At 67.4% G+C, this 21862-nt stretch carries 20 protein-coding genes; 15 read left to right on the top strand and 5 right to left on the bottom strand.

Annotation, left to right across the window (positions count from 1 at the left end; all coding sequences use genetic code 11):
- Positions 1-174 precede the first annotated feature (174 nt).
- Entirely contained in the window at positions 175-375 is a 201-nt protein-coding gene (locus ACIBTM_RS26725) for a DUF6355 family natural product biosynthesis protein (protein WP_395879944.1), read from the bottom strand.
- Between the two features lie 345 nt (positions 376-720).
- Here ACIBTM_RS26725 and ACIBTM_RS26720 point away from each other — a divergent pair, with 345 nt between their 5' ends.
- Complete coding sequence (locus ACIBTM_RS26720; protein WP_395879872.1) at positions 721-1863, top strand: sensor histidine kinase; 1143 nt, start codon at positions 721-723, stop codon at positions 1861-1863.
- Between the two features lie 12 nt (positions 1864-1875).
- Complete coding sequence (locus ACIBTM_RS26715; protein ID WP_395879871.1) at positions 1876-2532, top strand: response regulator; 657 nt, start codon at positions 1876-1878, stop codon at positions 2530-2532.
- Between the two features lie 230 nt (positions 2533-2762).
- Here ACIBTM_RS26715 and ACIBTM_RS26710 read toward each other — a convergent pair whose 3' ends face one another.
- Positions 2763-3308 (bottom strand): hypothetical protein, encoded by a 546-nt coding sequence (locus ACIBTM_RS26710; RefSeq protein WP_395879870.1) that lies wholly within the window; start codon positions 3306-3308, stop codon positions 2763-2765.
- A gap of 45 nt (positions 3309-3353) precedes the next feature.
- Positions 3354-4328 (bottom strand): hypothetical protein, encoded by a 975-nt coding sequence (locus tag ACIBTM_RS26705; protein ID WP_395879869.1) that lies wholly within the window; start codon positions 4326-4328, stop codon positions 3354-3356.
- A 647-nt stretch (positions 4329-4975) separates the two neighbouring features.
- Here ACIBTM_RS26705 and ACIBTM_RS26700 point away from each other — a divergent pair.
- From ACIBTM_RS26700 to ACIBTM_RS26665, 8 genes are read left to right on the top strand one after another with little or no spacing between them, the layout of a single operon-like run.
- Positions 4976-6595 carry an AMP-binding protein gene (locus tag ACIBTM_RS26700; RefSeq protein ID WP_395879868.1) on the top strand — a complete coding sequence of 540 codons (1620 nt, stop codon included), beginning with the start codon at positions 4976-4978 and terminating at the stop codon, positions 6593-6595.
- On the top strand, positions 6592-7836 hold the full coding sequence (locus tag ACIBTM_RS26695; protein ID WP_395879867.1) for an acyl-CoA dehydrogenase family protein: 1245 nt from the start codon (positions 6592-6594) through the stop codon (positions 7834-7836). Before ACIBTM_RS26700 ends, ACIBTM_RS26695 begins: the two co-directional genes overlap by 4 nt.
- Before the next feature lie 20 nt (positions 7837-7856).
- Positions 7857-8600, top strand: a complete 744-nt coding sequence (locus tag ACIBTM_RS26690; protein ID WP_395879866.1) for an enoyl-CoA hydratase/isomerase family protein — start codon at positions 7857-7859, stop codon at positions 8598-8600.
- A 17-nt stretch (positions 8601-8617) separates the two neighbouring features.
- Positions 8618-9562, top strand: a complete 945-nt coding sequence (locus tag ACIBTM_RS26685) for a VOC family protein (protein ID WP_395879865.1) — start codon at positions 8618-8620, stop codon at positions 9560-9562.
- 2 nt (positions 9563-9564) lie between these two features.
- Complete coding sequence (locus ACIBTM_RS26680) at positions 9565-10695, top strand: acyl-CoA dehydrogenase family protein (protein ID WP_395879864.1); 1131 nt, start codon at positions 9565-9567, stop codon at positions 10693-10695.
- Positions 10696-10719: 24 nt separating this feature from the next.
- Positions 10720-11523, top strand: coding sequence for a formyltransferase family protein (locus ACIBTM_RS26675; RefSeq protein WP_395879863.1), 804 nt, complete (start codon positions 10720-10722; stop codon positions 11521-11523).
- Between the two features lie 5 nt (positions 11524-11528).
- Positions 11529-12428, top strand: a complete 900-nt coding sequence (locus ACIBTM_RS26670; RefSeq protein ID WP_395879862.1) for a TauD/TfdA dioxygenase family protein — start codon at positions 11529-11531, stop codon at positions 12426-12428.
- On the top strand, positions 12425-13252 hold the full coding sequence (locus tag ACIBTM_RS26665; protein ID WP_395879861.1) for a hypothetical protein: 828 nt from the start codon (positions 12425-12427) through the stop codon (positions 13250-13252). Before ACIBTM_RS26670 ends, ACIBTM_RS26665 begins: the two co-directional genes overlap by 4 nt.
- Here the strand turns inward: ACIBTM_RS26665 and ACIBTM_RS26660 are convergent.
- Positions 13142-13903, bottom strand: coding sequence for a sulfite exporter TauE/SafE family protein (locus ACIBTM_RS26660; RefSeq protein ID WP_395879859.1), 762 nt, complete (start codon positions 13901-13903; stop codon positions 13142-13144). The two genes, ACIBTM_RS26665 and ACIBTM_RS26660, sit on opposite strands and share 111 nt — an antisense overlap.
- Positions 13904-14035: 132 nt before the next feature.
- A complete protein-coding gene (locus ACIBTM_RS26655) occupies positions 14036-14671 on the bottom strand; it encodes a TetR family transcriptional regulator (protein WP_395879858.1) in 636 nt (211 codons plus the stop codon).
- A gap of 106 nt (positions 14672-14777) precedes the next feature.
- Here ACIBTM_RS26655 and ACIBTM_RS26650 point away from each other — a divergent pair, with 106 nt between their 5' ends.
- The 5 genes from ACIBTM_RS26650 to ACIBTM_RS26630 all read left to right on the top strand — a co-directional run bounded on the left by ACIBTM_RS26650 (position 14778) and on the right by ACIBTM_RS26630 (position 21841).
- Positions 14778-16025 carry an FAD-dependent oxidoreductase gene (locus ACIBTM_RS26650; RefSeq protein WP_395879857.1) on the top strand — a complete coding sequence of 416 codons (1248 nt, stop codon included), beginning with the start codon at positions 14778-14780 and terminating at the stop codon, positions 16023-16025.
- Positions 16022-17494 carry an FAD-dependent monooxygenase gene (locus ACIBTM_RS26645; protein WP_395879856.1) on the top strand — a complete coding sequence of 491 codons (1473 nt, stop codon included), beginning with the start codon at positions 16022-16024 and terminating at the stop codon, positions 17492-17494. Before ACIBTM_RS26650 ends, ACIBTM_RS26645 begins: the two co-directional genes overlap by 4 nt.
- A 28-nt stretch (positions 17495-17522) precedes the next feature.
- Positions 17523-18731 (top strand): FAD-dependent oxidoreductase, encoded by a 1209-nt coding sequence (locus tag ACIBTM_RS26640; protein ID WP_395879855.1) that lies wholly within the window; start codon positions 17523-17525, stop codon positions 18729-18731.
- A gap of 213 nt (positions 18732-18944) precedes the next feature.
- Positions 18945-20366 (top strand): MFS transporter, encoded by a 1422-nt coding sequence (locus ACIBTM_RS26635; protein WP_395879854.1) that lies wholly within the window; start codon positions 18945-18947, stop codon positions 20364-20366.
- Positions 20366-21841: an FGGY family carbohydrate kinase gene (locus ACIBTM_RS26630; protein ID WP_395879853.1), complete on the top strand. Its 1476-nt coding sequence runs from the start codon at positions 20366-20368 to the stop codon at positions 21839-21841. The genes ACIBTM_RS26635 and ACIBTM_RS26630 overlap by 1 nt, the downstream gene beginning before the upstream one ends.
- The last annotated feature ends 21 nt before the right edge of the window (positions 21842-21862 follow it).

Genomic DNA, 21862 nt, shown 5'->3' with positions numbered 1-21862 from the left:
TCAAGATCACCGCGCCCGGGATCCCCTCGGGCTGGGTGGGTAACCCGGCTGGGCGGCGTCGTCCGACAACGGCGCCGCCCAGCGCCGTTCGCGTCGCCGGGTTCCGGTCGGACATGCCGAAGACGGGCAAGGGGGGCGCGACCCCCAGACCACGCCCCCCAGGAACTACTCAAGTCAAGGGCGACAGCCCACGCCGCCGATGTAGACGGCGTACGAGATTCCCGCCGAAGTGCCGAGCCTGGTCTCACCAGGTCGAACGCACCGGTACCAGTCGGGGGTGAACGGGTTGTGATGCTCGATGCGGATCATAACGGTTGTTCTGCCGCAGTGACCGTAATACGCCCAGCTGCTCGTTTCGTAGAATCCGCATGCCATGGGCCCGATACCGGTCGTTTCCGCGTTGCCGACGGTGGCGCCGCCGAGCAGAAGCGCGCTGGAAGCGACTGCGGCACCGGCTCCCCTCGCGACATTTCGGATAGCCGCGTTCAGCCGGCCCGTCTTCGCCTGACCGGTGCGACGCTTTTCCCTTGAAATGGACACCATGAATCCTCATTTCTCTTCTGTCGAACGCAGAAGTGATTCTTTGCGCGCTTGAGCATGGCGCGCTGCTTCGGCCGGCACATCCGCGAGCCGTCGTGCCGTGTCTACGCAGGGATACGTACGCCGGGATACGTCGAGGAGGTGACGTTCAATGGTTGCCATCGGGTTACCGTCAAAGTCATGGGGAGAGGGGAACGCGTTCGGCGATGGCTGCTGGATGCGTGGCCGAGTCTGCCGTTCATCGGCATAGGCCTGGCCACGACCGGGAGCAGCCAACCCGAGGCATGGCTGGAGGCGGATCTGCCTGCCTATGTACTCGTGGTCGCCGCTTCGCTGACACTGATCATCCGCCGGTATCCGCTGCTGTGTCTCACGTTGAACGGCATCGTGGTCGTCGGCTATCTGTCGCTCGGCTACCCATTCGGTCCGATCCTGCTCACCACGCCGGCCGTGGTACTGGTGATGGCCGCGCGGAGCCCGCTGGACCAGGCGATCCTGACGACCACCGGATACTTCGCCGTGCTTTTGGCGGCGTCCTGGGCCAAACGTGTCCGCGAGCAGCCGCCGGAATTCGTCGGGCCCGCCATGACGTGGCAGGCCCTGGGATGGGGCTCGATCATCACACTGGCGGTTGTAGTTGGTGTGGCGCTCCGCGTCCGTCGCGAAGCGCGCGAGACTGCTCGTGTCGATCAGGCGCACCAGTTCGGGTCAGCGGACCGGCTGCGGATGGCCGAGGAATTGCACGACTCCCTCGGCCACGGGCTCGCCGTCATCGCGATGCAGGCAGGTATGGCGTTGCACGTGCTCGACCGCGACGCGCGGGACGCCAGGGCGGCACTGGAAGCCGTGCGGGCCACCAGCAAGGAGTCGCTGACCGACCTCCGCGCCGCGCTGGAGTCGTTGCGTGGCAAGGAAACCAAGCTGGTGCGACCGGCACCCGGCCTGGCCTGTCTCGACCGCCTGGCCGACCGGGTCCGGCGTGCCGGAGTGGATCTCCAAGTGCAGGTCGACCCTCGGCTCCCCGAACTGCCGTCGAGGGTCGACACAATCGCTTATCAGATCGTGCACGAGTCGCTGACCAACGTGCTTCGTCACGCCGGAGCGGCGTCCGCCCGAGTACGCATCGCCTGCGCCGACCACGACACGAAGCTTCTGCTGGAGGTCACCGACACCGGACGGGTGCCAGGCGATCCACCGGTCGGCGCGGGCATCGGCTCCGGCATCAAGGAAATCACCGCGCAGGCGGAGGCGGCGGGCGGGGAGCTCCGTGCCAGGCCGAGGCCCGGCGGAGGGTTCGCGGTCATGGCATGGCTACCGCTCTGAGGGGGAATTCCCATGACACGAGTCGTGGTGATCGATGACGAGGCCCTGATCCGGATCGGGGTCCGCACACTGCTGAAGACCGAGCCCGACACCCAGCTGGTCGGAGAAGCGGCCGATGGCGGTGCCGGTCTCGCGATGATCCGCGACATCGTTCCCGACGTCGTCCTCATGGACATCCGGATGCCGGGAACGAGCGGCCTGGTCACGCTGCGGAAGATCACTGCGGACCCGGCACTGGCCGCGGTCGGGGTGGTGATGCTGACGACCTTCGACCTCGACGAGTACATCTTCGAGGCACTGCGCCGCGGGGCACGCGGATTCGTGCTCAAAGACGCCGAACCGGCCGACATGCTCCGCGCCATCCGGGCCGTCGCCGACGGCCAATCGCTGCTCTCCCCGGCCGTCACCCACCGCGTCATCGACCGGCTCCGCCGCACCGGCCAGCCGGCGACGGCGCACCCGGACATCGCCCGGCTGACGCATCGCGAACGCGAGGTCCTCTGCTGGGCCACCACCGGCATGTCCAACCACGAGATCGCCCGGCAACTCGTCATCAGCAGCGAGACGATCCGCACCCACATCAGCCGCGCCATGGTGAAGCTCCATGCCCGCGACCGGGCGCAGCTCATCGTCTACGCGATCCAGGCCGGGCTCACCCTGCCCGCGTGACCAGCCGGCGATTCGGGCTATCGAGGAGGCCTTCACGGCACGAGTTCCGCCACTCACGTTCCCCGCCGGGTCTCAACACGCGGGCGGGGTGAAACCACCGTTCTGAGCGACGACGTCACCGATATCCGCGAAGCCCACAGATCGTCCCGCCTGCCGCGGAGGCCGTCATGTCGGGTCGTTCGCAGGACTGGTCACATCCTTCGCGAGCGGCAGGACCAGCCACGGCGGCATCAGCCCCTGTCTGCACGACCGCCCTGCCGCGCCTGCGCCGCTTCACGCATCGCGAACCTGTACAGCATCTTCGCGCCATGACCGGATCCGGTCTCGCCGTCCGAGAACAATTCGGTCACCCCGAGTTCGACGGCCTGATCCAGGGCGAGCCTGTGCACGATCTCGGCCAGGACGTGATCGTCGGCACCTACCGCCACCTCGAAGTACCGCACCGCATCGCTCCGGACCCGCAGGACCATGTCCGCCAGCATCGCGTATGCGACGTTACCGGGAGCGGCTCCTCGTCGAACGGCGGCTTGCCACACGAAATAGCTGGAAGGGTCGCGGGGTTTGACGTAGCCGAGCAGGAAACCGGTCAGCCCGGTCATTTCGACGGCGACCAAGGAGGTGGCAGCGAAATCCCGGCAAAAGTTGACATATGTGCCGAGCGGCTCCGCCTCCGTCCACTCGGAGCGGTACGCGAGTTCGTACATCGACGCCGCATCCGGCACATCGGGTTTTCTGAGCACGAGATCCGTCGTGCTCTCGGCTGTTTCCCGCACCACTACCCCAAACTGGTGATCGGCTCCATGTACAGCTGTCATGACGGCCTAGTCCCCGGTTCCCCGCAGGACCGTCAGCGCGCCGGCGGCGGAACTGTCGACCTCGGTCTCGGCTTCAGCGAGCTCATGGAGTGCGTCGCACGCCGCCGACACGCGAGACACCTCACGCGAACTAATCGCGGCGGACCGGACAACATATGGCAACCGCGACCATCGACGGGCGGCGGCGTGCAGCACTCGACGTTGACAGACCCTCGTCGTTCCGAACCGAAGCTGCTCTCCGAGAAAACGGCAACGAAACAAATGGTGTTGCGCGGCGGTCCAGCAGCCGTGCAGTACGCAGGGATCGGAAAGCAGGTCAGGATCACGGGAGATACGGTCTCCAAGACGATCCAACGCCGCCGCACTGTCGTCGTTCCAGCGGTCCGGCGGTTCCACGGTGGCGGCCGACGAACGTCTTCGAACGACAAGATACCGCGTTCCGGCGGGCACCGGCGTCGCATAACCGAAGGCCATCACGGTGCGAATACGATTCGGTTCGGAGCCGCGATGGGGAACGGCCATGAGCTCCGCGAGTTCACTTTCCCGGATCCAGTCACGGAAAGGCGCAGCAGTTCCTTCACCACCCGCCTCGACGAAGCGATCCTCGACGTGCCAACGATCAGCGTCGAGACCGTCGATGAGCAAGAAGCCGGCTTCCCTACCCGGCCGACGCGACTCCGCGGGTCGACGTCCCACCACCAGCGCACAACCGTGCCGTTCGATTTCACGCGACAGAATCCGCCGAACCTCGGCGAAATCGACGCAGCCGCCGTAAAGAAGCCGGGAGCCGTCGCCGAGGCGGTTGAGCGGGAAGTTGTGATGCGAAACCGCGACGAGGCCGTCGGCTCGACGCAGGTCCATACCGAACCTGATCGACGCCGCGAGTCTGCCCACCCGGTCGCTACTGCCACAATGATCCAGGTAGGCGGCAATATTGGCGGTGTAACGACTCAAACCTGCCTCTGCCGCCTGGCCAACCATCGAGAAACCTTCCGAACTTGAACGACTCGGCGGCCGCGTACCCCGCTGGGCGACACAATTATCGCCATACCGGCCGCACATCTGCTCGTCACTATTTCGCCGCGCGGCTCATAGCGTCTGCGACGAATTAAGTCTGGCGCTCGCCGAGCATAGTGCCCATCATCGGATGACCCATCCGCCGACCGGGTGACGGCAAAGGCTCGAACTCATCCCATACCTACGAATATCGTAGTCGCTACGAAGATCATTCCGACCCGGCGTCGAGAAGTCTGAATTTCGTTATTTATTTCAGTCCGGACTTTCATATGCGTAGCCTGGTAAGCGCTTGCGGCCGATTCGACGACAGGGTCTGCCACGAGCCGGCCGACGCCCGGGGTGATCGGCAGAACCCTCGAATGGCGGATGTACAGCGCGACCGATCGAGCGCAAGCCTGGAGTCGACGACAGGAATCGTCGTTCACGACGACAAGTCGTCTCGTCAGGACAAAGTCCCGAGTGGACCACAGAGATATGTCCGGCAATGACAGGGCCGCCCACGTTCCGCCGGTGGCGCCACGCCCCGGAGAACCCGGTCCGGCCGGTCTCATTTCCTGAGCCGGCGGCGGTCGACGTAGCTGTGCCACCGATCGGTGGCGTTCGGAGACGTGATGCCCGAAGGATCCGTGGAAGAACTGGTACTGGGAAGAATTCTCGAAGAGCGCGCGGAGTCGCACCGGCATGAGCCGTTCCTGGAATTCCGTGATGTCACCTATACTTTCGGCCAGGTGGAGACTCGGTCGAATCGGCTCGCGCGCGGGCTGGCCGCGACCGGTGTGGAGGCCGGTGACCACGTCGCCGTGATGCTGCCCAACTGCCCGGAGATCGTGTTCACCGTCTTCGCACTGGCCAAACTCGGAGCCGTCGCGGTACCGGTCAACACGGCCTACCGTGGCGACCTGCTGAGACACGTTCTCGGAAGTTCCGAGTGCTCTTCGGTCATCATCGATCAGCCACTCGCGAGCCGTCTTCCCGCAGCTCCGGACCTCCTGCCGGATCTCCGCCGGGTGATCGTGCGCACCGAGGCGGGCGCCCCTCCCGATGTCCATGTCTCCTGGGACACGACCACCCTGACGAGCCTCCTGGCTCACCCGGACGTCCGGCCCGAGCACACCGCCTGCTTCTCCGATCTTCTCGCGATCATGTACACCTCGGGATCCACGGGGCCGTCCAAAGGCGCACTGGTGCCGCACGCGCTGGCGCTGGCATGCGCGCAGGACGTCGCGGACTTCGTGAACCCGGACGGTGAGAAGATCTATTGCCCGCTCCCCCTGTTCCACGCGGCCGGGCTGTGGGACGGCATGATGTCGGCACTGCTGACCGGCGGGACGATCGCCGTCGTCGAACGCTTCAGCGCCTCTCGGTTCTGGGACGACGTCCGTCATTTCGACGCCAAGGTGGCGATCTCGGTGTTCTCGATGCTGCCCATCCTGCTCAACCAGCCACCCACTCCACGCGACAGAGACCATCCGCTGAAGGTCTTCTACACCGGGAAGTCCGCGCTGGACGCGAAGTTTCACGAGCGCTTCGGCGTACGGTCGGTCGAGGCGTACACCAGCACCGAGGCGGGCGTGCCGATCGCGAGCCCGTTCGGCCATTGGCGCACCGGATCGTGCGGGCAGGTCAACTCGAGACGTTTCGAAGCGGCCGTCGTCGATGACAGAGACCGGCCTCTGCCACCGGGTTCCGCCGGTGAACTCGTCCTTCGTCCCAAACAGCCCTATGTCTTGACGGCCGGCTACTACGGCCGGTTCGATGCCACCGCGCACGCCTTCCGCAATATGTGGTTCCATACCGGCGATCGGGTCGAGCAGGACGATGAGGGCTACTTCTATTTCCTGGACCGCATGGCCGACGCGATCCGGCGCCGCGGAGAGAACATCTCCGCGTTCGACATCGAATCGCAGGTGAACTCGCACCCCGCCGTACAGGAATGCGCCGTCTTCGGGGTTCCTTCGGACCTGGGCGAAGACGAGGTGAAGATCGCGGTCGTCCTGCGGCAGGACTCGGCACTGACCCATGAAGATCTGCTGACCTACTGCCGGCGGAAGCTGCCGGGCTTCATGGTTCCCCGCTACGTCGAGTTCGTTCGCACGTTGCCCCGCACGCCGACCGACAAGGTGGCCAAGCACGAACTGCGAGCCGCCGGCGATCGCGGGATCACACCGTCCACTTGGGATAGTCGTGGCCTCGCAGGCGTCCCGGAACCGGCGACGGAAGGGGTCGGATGAACTGGGACGACACCCCCGAGCAAGCCGCGTTCCGCGAAGAGGTACGACAATTCGTCCGGAACCGCTTTCCGGACGCCTACCGGCCAGATCCGGACGCCGAGCAAGGTCTGGAACCGGAGGACGTCCGGGGCTACGACTGGATGGCCGACCGCCGGAGCGCGGATCCTGCCCGGGCCCGCGGAGCCCGCGAATGGGCCTCTACCCTGGCCGCACGCGGCTGGATCGCACCGCGCTGGCGACGCGAGTACGGCGGGGCGGAGCTGTCGGCGACCGAGGAGTTCGTGCTCTACGAGGAGCTGATGCGAGCGGGTGTACCGGCGGTCAACGGGCTCGGTGTCTTCCTGCTCGGGCCGACACTGCTCGCACACGGCACGCCGGAACAGAAGGCCGCGCACCTGCCGCCGATCGCCCGCGGCGAGCGGACCTGGGCACAGGGATTCTCCGAGCCGGAAGCCGGCTCCGATCTCGCGGGCCTGCGCACCCGCGCGGTGCGGGACGGCGGGCACTACGTGGTCGACGGGCAAAAGGTGTGGACCTCGCTGGGACAACACGCCGACTGGCTGTTCGTCCTGGTCCGCACCGGGGACGACGCCGGGGCACCGCGCCACCGCGGCATCACGTTCCTGTTGGTCGATGTGAAGACCCCGGGGATCACCGTCCGCCCGATCAACGACCTCCGGGGTGCGCGCCCCTACTCGGAGATCTTCTTCGAAGGCGTCCGCGTCCCGGTGGCCAACAGGGTGGGCGAAGAGAACCGGGGTTGGTACGTCGCCATGGACACCCTGAGTTTCGAACGCGCGGGTATCGGCGCGACGGTCAAGCTGGAGCAGGACCTCAAGCGCCTCGTCGAGTTCCTCAAGTCCCGGCGGGGAGCCACGTACCTGCGGCCGGAGTGGACGCACGGCGCCCGAGCCTCGGTAGCCCGCCGTTACGTCGAGATCAGAGCGCTGTACAACGTCGCGCGCTATTCGGCGTCACGGCCGGACGCCGTCCCGGGCTACGAGGCCTCGGTCAACCAGGTGTTCAGCGCCGAACTGCATCAGCGGCTGGCGAGGACCGGAGCCCGGGTCTTCGGCGGTCACAGCGTCCTGCGGCGCGGGGACGCGAACCGGTCCGCACCACTCGATGGCGCCTTCACCCGCTCGCGGCTCGACGCGGTCGCTTCCACGTTCCTCGGCGGCACTTCGGAGATCCAGCGCAACGTCATCGCGACCAGGGGCCTCGGTCTACCCCGGGGCTGAGCAGACGCGAGGAGGATTCGATGTACGACGGACTGAACGCGACGGTGAAGGATCGGGTGTGCTGGATCACGCTCGACCGGCCGGACAAGCTCAACGCGGTGACCCCGGATATGCTTCACGCCCTTCACCGGGTCTTCACCGAGATCGACGGCGACCCGGACGTCTGTGTGGCCGTCCTGCGCGGTGCGGGCGACCGGGCCTTCTGCGCCGGGATGGACCTCCAGTGGGCAGGTTCACTGACGAACGCCGATCGCGTGGAGCAGGGCAGGCTCGGCTCCAGGACCTTCGCGATGATGGAGCGGCTTTCGATCCCGGTGTTCGCCGCCGTGCACGGTTACGTCCTCGGCGGCGGTCTGGAATTGGCGCTCGCCGCCGACTTCATCGTCGCCCACGAGGACGCGAAGCTGGGCTTGGTCGAGATCACCTTGTCGGCCAGGCCGCCGTTCCGGCCGAAGATGACCGAGGACGGCGACCCGGACCAGCCCGAAGCCGGCGGCAACGCTCCGGGATGGGGCGGTGTGAAACGGCTACCGGCACGTATCGGCCGGGCACGCGCCAAGCAGATGCTGTTCACCGGGATCCGGCTGGACGCACGACGCGCGTTCGAGTGGGGACTGGTGAACGAACTGTTCCCGGCCGCGGACTTCGACTCCGAGGTCGCCGCGCTCGCCGAGCGGATCGCCGCGATGAATCGGTACAACCTGCGCCTGGTCAAGGAACTGGTGACCGGCGGCTACGACTGGATCGAACCACATCCTGTTTGACTCCCGGAGGAGGACTCGTGCTCCGTATCTACCGGATCGCCCACATCGCGGTGGTCACGCACGATCTGGCCTGGCAGACCGCGCTGATGGCGAACGTCTTCGGCTTCCGGCCCCTGCGCACTTGGGACAACCGCCGTGAGGGGGTCCAGGGAGTGAGCATGGCGGTGCCCGGCGCGCACGGCCAGTACTGGGTCGTTCTCGCCCCGTCCGACCAGGACTCACCGCTCCGTGAATGGCTTGACGAGCGCGGCGACCGCGGCGGGGTGCACCACGTGGGAGCGGAGGTGCCGGATCTCGAGGAGGCCGTGCTGGAACTGGAACGGCACGGTTTGAAGATCACCGATTCCGTACCGGGCCGATGGGTGGAGGCCTCACTGTCGCCACCACAGCACAAACCCGGTGTCCTGTGGCGCCTGCGCGGTCCGGGGCATCTGGCGATGGTCGGCGACGACGACGCCACGGCGGTCCCTTCGACCACCGCCGAGGGACCGACGCTCGGCATCGTGAGCATCGACCACATCTGCCAGGCCTTTCACGACCGTGATGAACTGGCGGGCTGGTACGAGGGGCTGGCCGATTTCGTTCAGATCTGGCGGACACCCGACGACGAGATCCCGGACATGGCCGACCTGGTGCTCAACATCCCAGGCTCCACGATCTGCTGGGAGGTGATCACCGGGCGTGGCGAGGATTCCTTTGTGGACAGGTTCCTGGCACGGAACGGGCCCGCGGTGCACCACGTGACCTTCGAGGTCTCCGATTGGGACGACGCCATGGCCGCCTGCGAAGCGCATCTGGTGCCGACGTTCGGGCTCGATGAAGGCGTGAAGGACGGCGCCGCTTGGAAACACACCTTCATCCACCCCAAGCACACAGGTGGTGTGCTCGTCCAGCTGTTCTGGGAGGCGGAGCCAGGAGTCTGGGTGCGTTCCGACAAGATTCCGCCTGCGCGGGAGCAGTGAGCATGGACCTGACCCTGACCCCGGAGCAGGAGCTCATCCAAACCACCGCCAGGGAGGTACTGCGGGCGAACGCCGCGACGGCGGGAGTCCGCGCAGTCCGGTCCGGTGACGGCTTTTCCGCCGGCCTGTGGAAGGACATGATCGAACTCGGCTGGCCGGGACTGTCCATACCGGAAGAGTTCGGCGGCGTCGGCGAAGGGTTCTTGGAAAGCTGCCTGCTGTTCGAGGAACTGGGCGCCGCGCAGGTTCCGAGCCCGCTGCCGACCACGACGGCCTGCGCCGAGATGCCGATCGACCGCTTCGGCACGGACGGGCAACGAGCGTCCTGGCTCACCCGGCTTGCCTCCGGCGGGCAAGTCACCTATGCGCCGGCCGCGCCACGTCAGGACGGGGACGCCGCGGGCCCGATCGTCACCGCGATCGCCGACACCGATCACTTCACCTTGATCGGGACCGCCGATCTCGTTCCGTTCGCCGCCACGGCCGACGGACTCCTCGTAGTCGCACGAACCGGTACGGGGTCGACGGCGTTCCTGGTCGATGTCGCGCAGACGACGGGGATCACCGCGGACAGTCAGCCGTCCATCGGGCCGACCCCGTACTGCCGGGTCCGGTTCGACGACGTCACGGTGCCCGTCGACGCCGTGCTGGGAAGTGCCGGGGGCGGGCACGAAGTCCTCGAAACCGCCGAGGCGTTCGGTGCCGCCGCGGCCTGCGCGGAGATGGTCGGTGGCGCGCGGCGCGTACTCGACATGACCGTCGAACACGCCTGTCGGCGCCGTCAGTTCGGCAAGCCGATCGGGACCTTCCAAGCGGTGCAGCACCACTGCGCGAACATCGCCATCGACGTGCTGACAGCGAGATTCATCGCCTACGAGGCGGTCTGGAGCCTGTCGTCGTCCCCTGTCCTCACCGACGACACCGCGATGACCGTCTCCTCCGCCAAAAGCTGGGTGAGCGACGCGTATCAGCGAGTATGCGCGCTGGGACATCAGGTACACGGTGCCATCGGCTTCACCGCCGAGCACGACCTGCACCTCTATCTCCTCCACGCGACGAGTTCGGCCCTCGCCTTCGGTGACGCCGACACCCACCTGGACCGCGTGGCGGACGCGCTCGGCCTGCCGCGCTGACCGAATCCGACCAGGAGAACCGAGATGGGAGTTCTGAACGTGGCTCAGTCACGACCGTTCGAGATCCGCGACTTCTCGTCGCACGAGGACCTGCGCTTCGCCTACCTGAATCTCAAAGCTCACCCGCGTGGGGAGATGATGCTGAACCGGCTCGTCGAAACCGGCTTCGTTCCCAGCCTGATCATCGAAGAAGACTCCCCGCTTGCCGAGAAGGGCCGCGTATCCCAGCTCGGGAAGTTACGGCAGGCTGTCGGATTCAGCCCGCCGAAGCCGACGGAGCTGCTCTGCGCCGAACATGGCATCGAACTGGTGACGGTGGACGATCACAACAACGCGGCCACGCGAGAAGCGCTACTCGACGCGAACCTCGATCTCGGTGTACTCGGCGACACCCGGATCCTGCGGACGCCGGTGATGGACGCCGTACCGGGCGGGATCGTCAATGTCCATCCTGGACGGTTACCCGACGTCCGAGGCAACAACCCGTACATCTGGGCCGTCATCCACGACCTGCCTCAGGGCGTCAGCGCCCATCTCATCGACTCCGGAGTCGATCTCGGTCCGGTGATCCTCGTCCGCGATATCGATCCACCCGCGGTCACGACGCTGCCCCAGTTGCTTCTCCAGATCAACGAGACATGCGGCGATGTCGTCGTAGCCGCCCTCGACCTGCTGGTCCGAGGCGAGGCGAGGCTGACCGACCAACCACCGGCCGGCGGGCCGACCTTCCGTGAGGCCCGCCCGGAGATCTGGTCGCTGGCGGCCAAGATGCTGTCGGAGAAGGCCGAGGAACACACTGCCGTGGCCCACGCCTACCAAAGGATGTGAAACTCGTGAACACCCGCAACGGAACACAGCTTCGCTTCGAACCGCTGGACGCGCCACTCGGCGCCCGCGTCATCGATCTCGATGTCGGGGAGGTGCCGAGTGAGAGCACCCGCGAACGGATACAGGCCGGGCTAGAGGAGTTCGGGGTACTTCTCGTCCGGGATCAGGAGATAACGCCGGAAGAGCAGGTTCGGTTCTGTCGCGCTTTCGGCGAACTCGACCTCCCCCCTCGCTTCGAAGACCGGCAGGCCGGGAACCCGGAGATCTTCGTCATTGGCAACCCCTCCGAGAAGGCCGTCCTGTTCGCCCCCACCGACGAGAACGGCGAACCGGACGCACGGGAACTCGAGTGGCACGCCGATCATTCGCAATACGCGGCACCGACCTGGATCAGCATGATGTACGGCGTCAAGGTCCCACCCGAAGGCGGTGACACCCTGTTCGCCTGCACGTACTCGTCCTATGAGGCGCTGGACGAGGTGACGAAGAAGCAATTCGACGACGTGGAACTCCTGCACTCCGTCCGCGGGGTGAACGATTTCCTTCGCGAGCTGGGCAAACCCGAGATCATCAGCGTGGCGGAGCTGGAACTCGAAAAGGAACCACCGCAGCGCTGGCCACTCGTCCGCACCCACCCTCGAAGCGGCCGGAAGGCGCTCTATTTCGGCGCGCGGATGTGCGTCGGCGCGGTCGGCATGAACGAGCGGGAGAGCCGCGATCTCATTCGCACGGTGACGGAACACGCGTGCCGGCCGCAGTTCGTCTATCGGCATAAATGGCGCCAGGGCGATGTGGTCCTCTGGGACAACCGGCGGGTGGTCCACGCCGCCACGACCTTCGACACCAAGAGGTACAAGCGGGTCATCCACCGAACCACCGTGCAGGAGGACATGCCGATCCGATGACCCGGATACGGACACGCACCGACTGGGCCGACGAAGACTTCGACGACACTCGACCGGCAGGCACCGCGGGACTGCTGGCACTCGCCACCGACGTCAACATCGAAGACGATCTTCGAGGGCTGCTCCCCTCCGCCATCAGGTTGTGCACGACGCGGATGGCGAACACGAATCCGATCACCGCGGAGAGCCTGCGCGCGACGTCGGCCAGGATTACCCCGGCCGCCGCGGGCATCCTGCCCGGTCAGGATCTCGACGTCCTGGTCTACGGGTGCACTGCGGGAGCCGCCGTCATCGGCAACGACACGGTGGAACGGCTTCTCCGGGCCGCCAAGCCCGGTGCCCGATGTCTTTCCCCGGTGAGCGCCGCCGCCGCCGCGTTGCGGCACCGGGGGATCAGGCGTCTGTCGATCCTCACGCCCAATGTCCGGCGGCTCAACGAAGCCATCGCCGGCTATTTCGCGAACGAGGAGTTCGACGTCGACAACATCACCGGTTTCGAACTCCGGCAGGATCCCGACATCACCCGCGTGCCACCGTCGGCGATCGTGGACGCGGCCCGCGAAACCTGCACGCCGAGCGCCGACGGCCTGCTGATCTGCTGCACCTCGCTACGGGCGACCCCGGTGATCGGGAAGATCGAGAGCATCATCGGCCGCCCCGTGGTCACGAGCAACCAGGCCCTCGCCTGGGCGATCACCGAGGCGCTCGGCCGGTCAGAACGCGTCGAAGCCCAGCTTGATCGCGAGCCCGACACCCGCCAGCGCGATACCGATCCGCAGCACATCGGTGGGCAACCGGCGCGCCACCACGGGGCCCAGCCATGAACCGGCGAGCAAACCGATACTCAGCGGGAGCACCAGTGTCCAGTCCACCGGACCGAACAACGCGAAACCGGCCGCGGCGACCACATCCGCCACGACCATCAGCACGTTCTTCAGCGCGTTGGCGCGAAGCAATGTCTCGCGCATGGTCGCGAGCAGCACGGCCAGCACCATCACCCCGGCCGCCGCGGCGAAATAGCCGCTGTACACCGAAACCGCGAACACACCGCAGAAGGCGAGCCATCCGTGGCGATGCCCTGCCCCGGAACGCTCGTCCCCGGCGGTTTCCGCGCTCCGCCGTCGCACCAGGATCAGTATCGAGGCGCCACCGACAAGGAACGGCACGACCTTTTCGAAGAGGCTGGGCGGGGTGACCAGGACCAGCGCCGCGCCCGCCGCGCTGCCGAGCACACAGACCAGCGCGAGCCGCAGCAGGACCCGGCCCTGACCGGACAACTCTTCGCGAGAGCTGTGCACGGCACCGATACTGCCGATGGCCAGCGAAATCGTATTCGTCACATTCGCGGACACCGGAGAAAGGCCGACGGCGAGCAACGCGGGATAAGAAAACAGCGACGCCAGTCCGGCGATCGTCCCGGACAGACCGGCGGCGAACCCCGCACCCACGAGTAGAGTGAATACTTGGAGCGTCACGACTTCAGGCTAACAGTGACGATCAAGGGAAGCGACCCGCGATTTACCTTTCCATGATGACGCAAATCGGAATTCGCTGGAACTCTCGCCTTTCCGGGCGAATAGAGAATGGTGAAGACGCCCGAATTCGAATCATCCGCCACCGCCCGGCGACGGCCCGGTGAGCAGGCCTTGAACGATCGCACCCAGCCAGGCGACCAGAGTGTCGTGGTCGGCCGACGCCAGCGGCTCCTGTCGCATCGCGTACCTGGCCACGGCCAGCCCGAGCAACTGGGCGCTCACCAGGTCACCTCGCAACGCGGCGTCCGGCGCGTCCAGCGCCGCGACCAGTCTCGCGGTGAACTCCTGGTCGATGAACTCCCGCAGCATCGAGGCCGAGGACTCGCTGTCGTTCGCGGAACGCGCCATGATCAGCAAGGGCTCGACGTGCCCGTTCGCGTCCCACACCTCGAGAAAACGGCGGACGAGCCGGGGGCCGAGCCCGTCCAGTCCCTGGTCGAGCAAGGCGCCGATCGGTTCGCGCGGGCTGTCGGTCATGCTCATCGCCGCGGCGAAGAGCTGATCCTTGCGCCCGAAGAAGTAGTGGATCATCGCGGGGTCCACCTCGGCGTCCGCGGCGATGGACCGGACGGTCGCTCGTTGATAGCCGTTGGCGGCGAAGTTCGCCCTGGCGGCGGCCAGGATCCTGCGCTTGCTTTCCTGTCCGGACCGCCATCGGCCCTGCCGGTTCGGCCGTGCCCCCGGATCGGGGCTCTCCACGATGCTCATCGCGCGCCAGCATAGTCGCGGCACCCATATCTTCAACAGTGTTGAAGTATCGGCTCGTCGGCTGCTACTTTTTCTTCGTCACTGTTGAAGAAAAGGGGCGTGCCTCGTGACCGAGAATCGATCCACCACCGTGTGCGTCGTCGGAGGCGGTCCGGCCGGTGCCATGGCGGCGCTGCTGCTGGCCCGCGCCGGCGTCGAAGTGACCTTGCTGGAGCGGCACGGCGACTTCCTGCGCGACTTCCGCGGGGACACCGTCCACCCGGCGACGCTCGATGTACTGGACCAGCTGGGGCTGGCCGAGAAGCTCCACGCCCGGCCGCATCACAAGATCGGCTCGATGAGCATGATCAGGGCGGGCAAGCGCCGCGAACTGGCCGACTTCCGGCGGCTGAAGGTCAAGTTCCCGTTCATCACGATGATCGGGCAGTGGGACTTCCTCGACTTCATCACCGGTGAGGCGGCGCGATACCCGAACTTCCGGCTGCTGATGAACTCGTCGCTCCACGACGTCCTGTGGGCGAACGGCCGCGTATGCGGTGTCCGCTACCGGAGCGGCGAAGAGGACCATGAGCTCCGCTCCGATCTGGTGATCGCCGCTGACGGACGGCGGTCGGTCACCCGTGCCGCGGCCGGTCTGCACCCCCGGGCGATGGGTGTCTCCATCGACGTCGTGCTGTTCCGGCTGTCCCGGCGCGATGACGATCCGACGGAGGGGATCACCCTCCGGCTCGACGGCGGGGACATCCTCGGGCTGATCGATCGAGGTTCCTACTGGCAATCCTTCGTCGAGATCCCGAAAGGCGACGGGATCCGGGCGTTGCGCGCGGCCGGTATCGAGGCGTTCCGCGACACCGTCGCGCGGCTCGCCCCGTTCCTGGCCGACCGGGTCGGCGAACTCGAGTCCATCGACGCGCTCAGCTTCCTTGACGTGCGAGTCGATCGGCTACGCCGCTGGCATGTGCCGGGCATGCTGGTGATCGGCGACGCCGCGCACTGCATGTCCCCGGTCGGTGGAGTCGGGGTGAACCTCGCCGTGCAGGACGCGGTCGCCGCGGCCAACGCCCTCACCGCACCCTTGCTGCGATGCCGTCGCGAGGGGATCCCGGTACCCCGATCGGCACTGGCGGCGGTCCAGCGGCGCAGGACCCCGCCCACGGCCGCGATCCAACTGCTGCAACGCGCCGCGCTCCGGGTCGATCTCAACGGTGCGACGGCCGGAACCGACACCGCGGCCGAAGACGGCGCCGGGCTGGTCGGCAAGCTCATGGGGCGGTTGATCGCCTACGGGATCCGCCCCGAACGCGTGCGCGAGAAGCGGATCCTGGCCCCGGCCGGCGGCGAGACCGAGCGGTGAACCGGGGACACACCGACATCCCGGTACTCGTCGTGGGAGCGACCATCGCGGGCTTGTCCGCGGCCGCGTTCCTCGGACGGCACGGCGTACCCGCGCTCGTGGTCGACCCACTCCCCCGGCGGCCGCGTTCGCCTCGAAACCACCGGCTCACCATTCGTACGATGGAAGCGTTGCACAGCGCGGGATTCGCCGGTCCGGTGCTCGCCATCGCGCTGGACGACACAACGCCCCGCGCGATCGCCACCGTGGAAACGCTGGCCGGCCCGGTGTTGTCGATGCAGCCGCCGCCGTGGCCGTCCATACCGGAATCGGTCAGCCCGATGCGGCCGTGCTACTGCAACGACGGCGAGTTGTCCGACGTTCTGCACTGGGCCGCCGGAAACTTCGGTGCCGAGATACGGATGAGCACCCGTCTCGTCCGATACGCCAAGGACGCCGACGGCGTCACCACGGTGCTGCGTGCCGCGGGCGGCTCGGAACGCACCGTGAGAAGCGAGTTCTTGGTACTGGCGGCCGGATCCCCGGACGACGCCGCGGCAGACATCGGTGTCCATGGCCCCGGCACGCTCGGGCACCGGTTCAGTATCGCGTTCCGCGCCGATCTCGACGAGGTGTCACCGTCCCCGGAAGCGGGCGGCTACCTGGTCCGCGCCGTGGACGGCATGGTGCTGCCGGAACCGGGGCGGCATCGCTGGGCACTCGTCGTTTCCCTTGAGCCGTCGCGGATCGCCGAGCTGACCGAGGAACGCAGCGTCGAGCTGATCCACACCGCGATCGGACGATCCGATGTGGACGTCACGATCATCGGCCGTACGCCGTTCGAGATCGCCGCGCGCACCGCCGACCGGTTCACCGACGGCAGGCTGGTCCTGATCGGCGACGCCGCGTGTGTCGCGCCGCCGACGCCGGGTATGAGCGGCGACACGCATATCCGACAGGCGCACAACGTTTCTTGGAAGATCGCCGCCATCTCGCGGGGCGAGGCCGGTCTCGGCCTGCTCGACAGTTATGACGCAGAACGAGGGCCGGGCGCTGAAGCCTCGATGGACCGATCGACCGACGGACTGGGGTCCAGGTACCGGTCGACGGCCGTACTTTCCCGGTCCGACGACGGCGAGGCGGAGGAGGATCCCCTGGTACCCACCGGACGGCCGGGCACCCGCGCCGCTTACGCGCGGCTCGCCGACGGAGAGTCCACAATAGACTCTTTCGGCGACGGCTTCGTCATGCTGGCCGGGCCGGACGCCGTGCCGTCGATACCGGCCACACGGCCGGACACCGGTGGCCGCCCCCTTGAAATCCGGGAACTGAGCGGCGAATCCCTGTGCCGATACGGCATCTCGGCCGACGGGCTGGTGCTGGTCCGTCCGGACGGTGTCGTCGCATGGCGCGCCGAACGGGCGGGCCCCGAGTCCTGGCGACTCGTGCCGGACGTACTGGCCAGGCTGCACAGCTCGCCGGGCCGATGACGAACAAGTGACCAAGAGGAGTGAAATCATGCGAGTACTCATCGCGGGAGCAGGGCTCGGCGGACTGTGCCTGGCGCAAGGGCTACGGCGAGCGGGAATCGACGTCGCCGTCTTCGAGCAGGACCCGTCGCCTCGTCACCGGGCGCAAGGGCATCGAGTCCACATCGACGATCGTGGTGAAGACGCACTGCGAACGTGCCTTCCGGCACCGCTCTACCGGCTCTATCTGGACACGCGCGGACAACCGAACGAAAGGTTCATGGTGCTCTCCGCGGCCGGGCACCGGATCCGTGAGGTGCCGATACCCGGACCCGCCCCAGAGGCGATCATCAACCCCGGCACGGCCGTCAGCCGGCTGACGCTGCGCGAGATCCTCCTCGCCGGACTGGATGACGCCGTCCACTTCGGCAAGGCGGTCGAACGGTTCGAGAGTGGCGCCAGGGTCCGGGTGCGTTTCCGCGACGGCGGCGACGCGACAGGCGATCTGCTGGTCGGCGCGGACGGCATCGGTTCGGCCGTGCGCCGCCGCTACCTGCCCCATGCCGGGCCACGTGACACCGGCATCCGGTGGATCGGCGGAAAGTCGCCGATCACCCCCGAAAGCAGCGCGACACTGCCGCCCGGGCTCGGCGGTTCGTTCGCGGCGATCACCGGTACCGAACCGGCGATGGGGATCGGCCTGCTGCGATTCTCGAACGACCCGCAGCAGGCCGCCGACCGGCTCTGGCCGGGATTGCGCCTGACCGACCGGACGGACTTCGTGATGTGGGCGATCACCATCACGGCCGACCGGTTGCCGGGCGGCGATGCCGCACTGTCCACTCTCGACCCGGCCGCGTTGCACCGGCGCGCGATCGTGCTGACCGGGCATTCGCACCCCGGCCTGCGCACGATCGTCGAGCAGGCCTGGCCGGAGCACACCTTCTTCCTGCGCATGGCCACCTCGGTCCCGGTCCCCGCCTGGGAGCCGGGCAACGTGACCCTGCTCGGCGACGCGATTCACGCCATGCCGCCCGCCAAGGGTTCCGGCGCCAACACCGCGCTGGCGGACGCGGGCACCCTGACCCGGTGTTTGCGGTCGGTGCTCGAGGAGGGGACGCCGCTGGTGACGGCCGTCGGCGACTACGAGAAGGAGATGACCGACCGGGGTTTCCGCGCGGTCAGGGCGTCGACCGAGGTACTGGACGCCATCGGACGAGGACTCATCAACGGGGGCAGGCCAGGAACCCCTCTTTGAGCTCCCCGCAGGCGTAACCGCGGGACCTCGCGAAGATCTTTCCGCGCGAGTGTCCTTTGTAGCCGGACCGGGCGCCGTCTTGACGGGCCCAGGATCGGGATCTACTCTTCTCCCTTCAGACAGGCACAGACGAAGAGCCACTGTCAGCGGTCTTCGTCGTGTCTGTTTTTTTGTGTCGGATCGCTGACAGCCAGCGCAGAAAGTTGGCGGTCCATGAGTTCATCGACGCTCAGCCCGACAGGCTCGATCTCGAACGTCTCCCAGGTAGCCGCGCTCGTCAACGGGCTTTCGAGGTTGCCGCGCAAGGCCAATCTGCTGTGGTATCTGGTGCTGGGCGGGCTCTTCCTGGACGCCTATTCCAACGCCGCCCTCGGCGCGGGCCTCTCCCCGATGATCAAGGAGCTCGGCCTCAGCTCCACCCAGGTCGGTGTGCTCACCGCGACCGCGCCGGCGGTGGCCATCCTGTTCAACCCGATCGGCGGCTGGCTGGCCGCCCGGATCGGCCGGGTCAAACCGTTGATCGCGGCCAAGGCGATCGCGGCGATCGGGGCCGTGCTCACCGCGACGGCGGGTGGGTTCGGCGAGGTCTGGTTCGGACGCGGCCTCGTCGGTGTCGCCTACGGGATCGACTTCGCGGTGGCCATGGCCATGCTCGCGGAGTACACCCCCGCGAAGCTGCGCGGACGGCTCAATCTCTGGCAGTCCGTCTGGTACGTCGCCACCACCGTGAACCTGGGACTGACGCTGGTGTTCTTCCAGCTCGACGCCGGAGTGGGGATCTGGCGATGGTCCGTCGGGTCGGCCGGTGTCTTCGCGCTCGTCCTGCTGGTGCTGCAGCTGCTGTTCCTCGTCGAAAGCCCGTCGTGGCTCGCGGCGAAGGGCAGGCTCGCGGAAGCGGCCGTCAACCTTCGCCGGATCTACGGTTTCCAGGTGACACCGGGAACCACCAGCGGGCCAAACCCGGCCCAGGAACGAAAGATCGGGTTCCGGCACGCGGGGGTGCTGTTCCGCAAGCCGTATCTGCCGCGGACCTTCCTGTCCACGGCGATCTCCCTGACCCAGTCGATGCAGTACTTCGCCGTCGGGTGGTACCTGCCGGTGATCAGCCTGGCGATCTTCGGGCAGGCGTTCCAGACCGCGACGCTGGGTTCGATGATCTTCAACATCGCCGGGATCATCGGCGGCGCGCTCTCGGCGTACTTCGGCAAGAAGATCGGCCTTCGGACGAGTTCCGCCATCGGCTACGCCTTCGCGTTCGCCATCCTGCTGGTGATGGGGTTGGGCTTCGGCAAGCTGCCGATCGCCGTCGGCTTCCTGCTCCCGTTCCTGTTCATCTTCTTCCACTCGGCCGGACCTGGCGCGAACGGCAAATCGATCGCGGCGTTGTCCTACCGCAGCGACATCCGCACCCTCGGCACCGGGGTGACCGGGATGCTCGGCAGTTTCGGCAGTGTCGTCGGGCTCTACGTGTTCCCGCAGATCAAGGAATCGATGGGGCTCGGCCCGACGATCGCCCTGCTCGCGGTGGTGCCGTTCCTCGGCCTGGTCTCCTGCCTGATCGTCCGCTGGGACCCCACGCGCAGCGGGGTCGATCCCGACGACGAAACCATCGACCTCAAGCTCGGGAGCGCGTGATGTGGCGCGGGATCCTGGCCGTCGACGAGGGTTCGACCGGCACCAGGGCGGCCGTCGTGGGCGAGGACGGACGGTGCGGGCCCTCCTTCTACACCGCCATCGACGTGAGCCACCCCCGGCCGGCCGAGGTCGAGCAGGACGCCATGCAGCTGCTGGAGCGGACTGTCGACGTCGCGCGCCAAGCGGTGACGTGGGCCGCCGAAAACGGCGTGGAGATCACCGGGATGTCGATCTGCACCCAGCGGGCGACCGCCGTGCTCTGGGACCGCGAGACCGGGCGGCCGCTGGCGCCCGCCGTGGTGTGGCAGGACAGCCGCTACGCCGCCGAACTGGCGAAGCTCGCCCCGGAGTGGGACCGGTATCTGTGGGCGGAAACCGGGCGCCCGGTCGGCACCCGTGCCCCGTTCCTGTGGGCCGCCAGGCAGCTCGAAAAGCTCGGTGTTCCAGCCGCGCGGGTGCTGTTCGGCTCGGTGGACACCTGGCTGGTGTGGCATCTCAGCGGCCGCGAGCGATACGCCATCTCGGCGACGAACGCCGTCGCGTTCGGCGGCTACCGATTGCGGGAGCACGGCTGGGACACGAACTGGCTGGAGACACTGGGGTTTCCAACCGAGTCGGCACCGCCGCCACTGGACGACGACGGCGACTACGGCTACACGGACCCGGATCTGCTCGGCATCCGCGTGCCGATCGCGGCGGTGATGGGTGACCAGCACGCGTCCCTGATCGCGCTGGGCGCGCTCGCGCCCGGCCAGGCCACCTGCGTCCACGGCACCGGCACGTTCGTCGGCGCGCTCGCCGGTGACGAACCACCCGACGCGGTGGGCGGCCTCGACGGCGTATTGTGCCTGGTCGCCTGGCGCAGCGGCGGCCACAGCCGGTTCAGCCTCGAGTCCTACACCTCGACCACCGGCTCCGCCCTGCGATGGCTCATCGAAGACCTCGGCTTGTTCGCCTCGGCGGCCGAGATCAGCGCGCTGGCCGCGGCGCAGCCGAGTGGCGAGGCGACGTGGTTCGTGCCGACGCTGGCCGGACTGCGCACTCCGGTGCTACGGCCCGACGCCCGCGGCATGCTGGCCGGGCTGAACCTGGCGACCACGCGGGAGGTACTGGCCCGTGCGGTGATCGACGGGATCGCCCACGCGGTGAGCGACACCGCCGACGCCTTGCGCACCACCATGGACCGGCCGATGACCCATCTCCGGGTCGGCGGCGGTCTGGCGGCGAGCGACGCGTTGCTCCAGAGCCAGGCCGATTTCACCGGTCTCGCCATCGAACGAGTGGCGGATTCGGCCACCGCCAGCCTGCGCGGCGCCGCCTATCTCGCCGGCACCCGGCTCGGGCTGTGGCCGTCGCTGGCCGAGGCCGTCGCCCACCAGCGACCCGGCCGGATCTTCGAGCCCGCCATCGCCGAAACCGACCGGCTGAAGCTACGGGCGCGCTGGCAAGACGTGCTCGCCGTCTCGCTGTCGTGAAACCCCAGTTCTGAGTGGAGA

Origin of the sequence: Amycolatopsis sp. NPDC049868, from assembly GCF_044461365.1 — a bacterium.
Classification (GTDB): domain Bacteria; phylum Actinomycetota; class Actinomycetes; order Mycobacteriales; family Pseudonocardiaceae; genus Amycolatopsis.
This window is presented reverse-complemented; position numbering and strand designations above follow the sequence as displayed.

Excerpts from the sequence above, each read along its gene's own strand:
- ACIBTM_RS26635 (WP_395879854.1), top strand. The coding sequence starts at position 18,945 with ATGAGTTCATCGACGCTCAGCCCGACAGGCTCGATCTCGAACGTCTCC.
- ACIBTM_RS26695 (WP_395879867.1), top strand. The coding sequence starts at position 6,592 with ATGAACTGGGACGACACCCCCGAGCAAGCCGCGTTCCGCGAAGAGGTA.
- ACIBTM_RS26630 (WP_395879853.1), top strand. The coding sequence starts at position 20,366 with ATGTGGCGCGGGATCCTGGCCGTCGACGAGGGTTCGACCGGCACCAGG.
- ACIBTM_RS26715 (WP_395879871.1), top strand. The coding sequence starts at position 1,876 with ATGACACGAGTCGTGGTGATCGATGACGAGGCCCTGATCCGGATCGGG.
- ACIBTM_RS26705 (WP_395879869.1), bottom strand. The coding sequence starts at position 4,328 with ATGGTTGGCCAGGCGGCAGAGGCAGGTTTGAGTCGTTACACCGCCAAT.
- ACIBTM_RS26655 (WP_395879858.1), bottom strand. The coding sequence starts at position 14,671 with ATGAGCATCGTGGAGAGCCCCGATCCGGGGGCACGGCCGAACCGGCAG.
- ACIBTM_RS26720 (WP_395879872.1), top strand. The coding sequence starts at position 721 with ATGGGGAGAGGGGAACGCGTTCGGCGATGGCTGCTGGATGCGTGGCCG.
- ACIBTM_RS26700 (WP_395879868.1), top strand. The coding sequence starts at position 4,976 with ATGCCCGAAGGATCCGTGGAAGAACTGGTACTGGGAAGAATTCTCGAA.
- ACIBTM_RS26690 (WP_395879866.1), top strand. The coding sequence starts at position 7,857 with ATGTACGACGGACTGAACGCGACGGTGAAGGATCGGGTGTGCTGGATC.
- ACIBTM_RS26665 (WP_395879861.1), top strand. The coding sequence starts at position 12,425 with ATGACCCGGATACGGACACGCACCGACTGGGCCGACGAAGACTTCGAC.
- ACIBTM_RS26680 (WP_395879864.1), top strand. The coding sequence starts at position 9,565 with ATGGACCTGACCCTGACCCCGGAGCAGGAGCTCATCCAAACCACCGCC.
- ACIBTM_RS26675 (WP_395879863.1), top strand. The coding sequence starts at position 10,720 with ATGGGAGTTCTGAACGTGGCTCAGTCACGACCGTTCGAGATCCGCGAC.
- ACIBTM_RS26640 (WP_395879855.1), top strand. The coding sequence starts at position 17,523 with ATGCGAGTACTCATCGCGGGAGCAGGGCTCGGCGGACTGTGCCTGGCG.
- ACIBTM_RS26725 (WP_395879944.1), bottom strand. The coding sequence starts at position 375 with ATGGCATGCGGATTCTACGAAACGAGCAGCTGGGCGTATTACGGTCAC.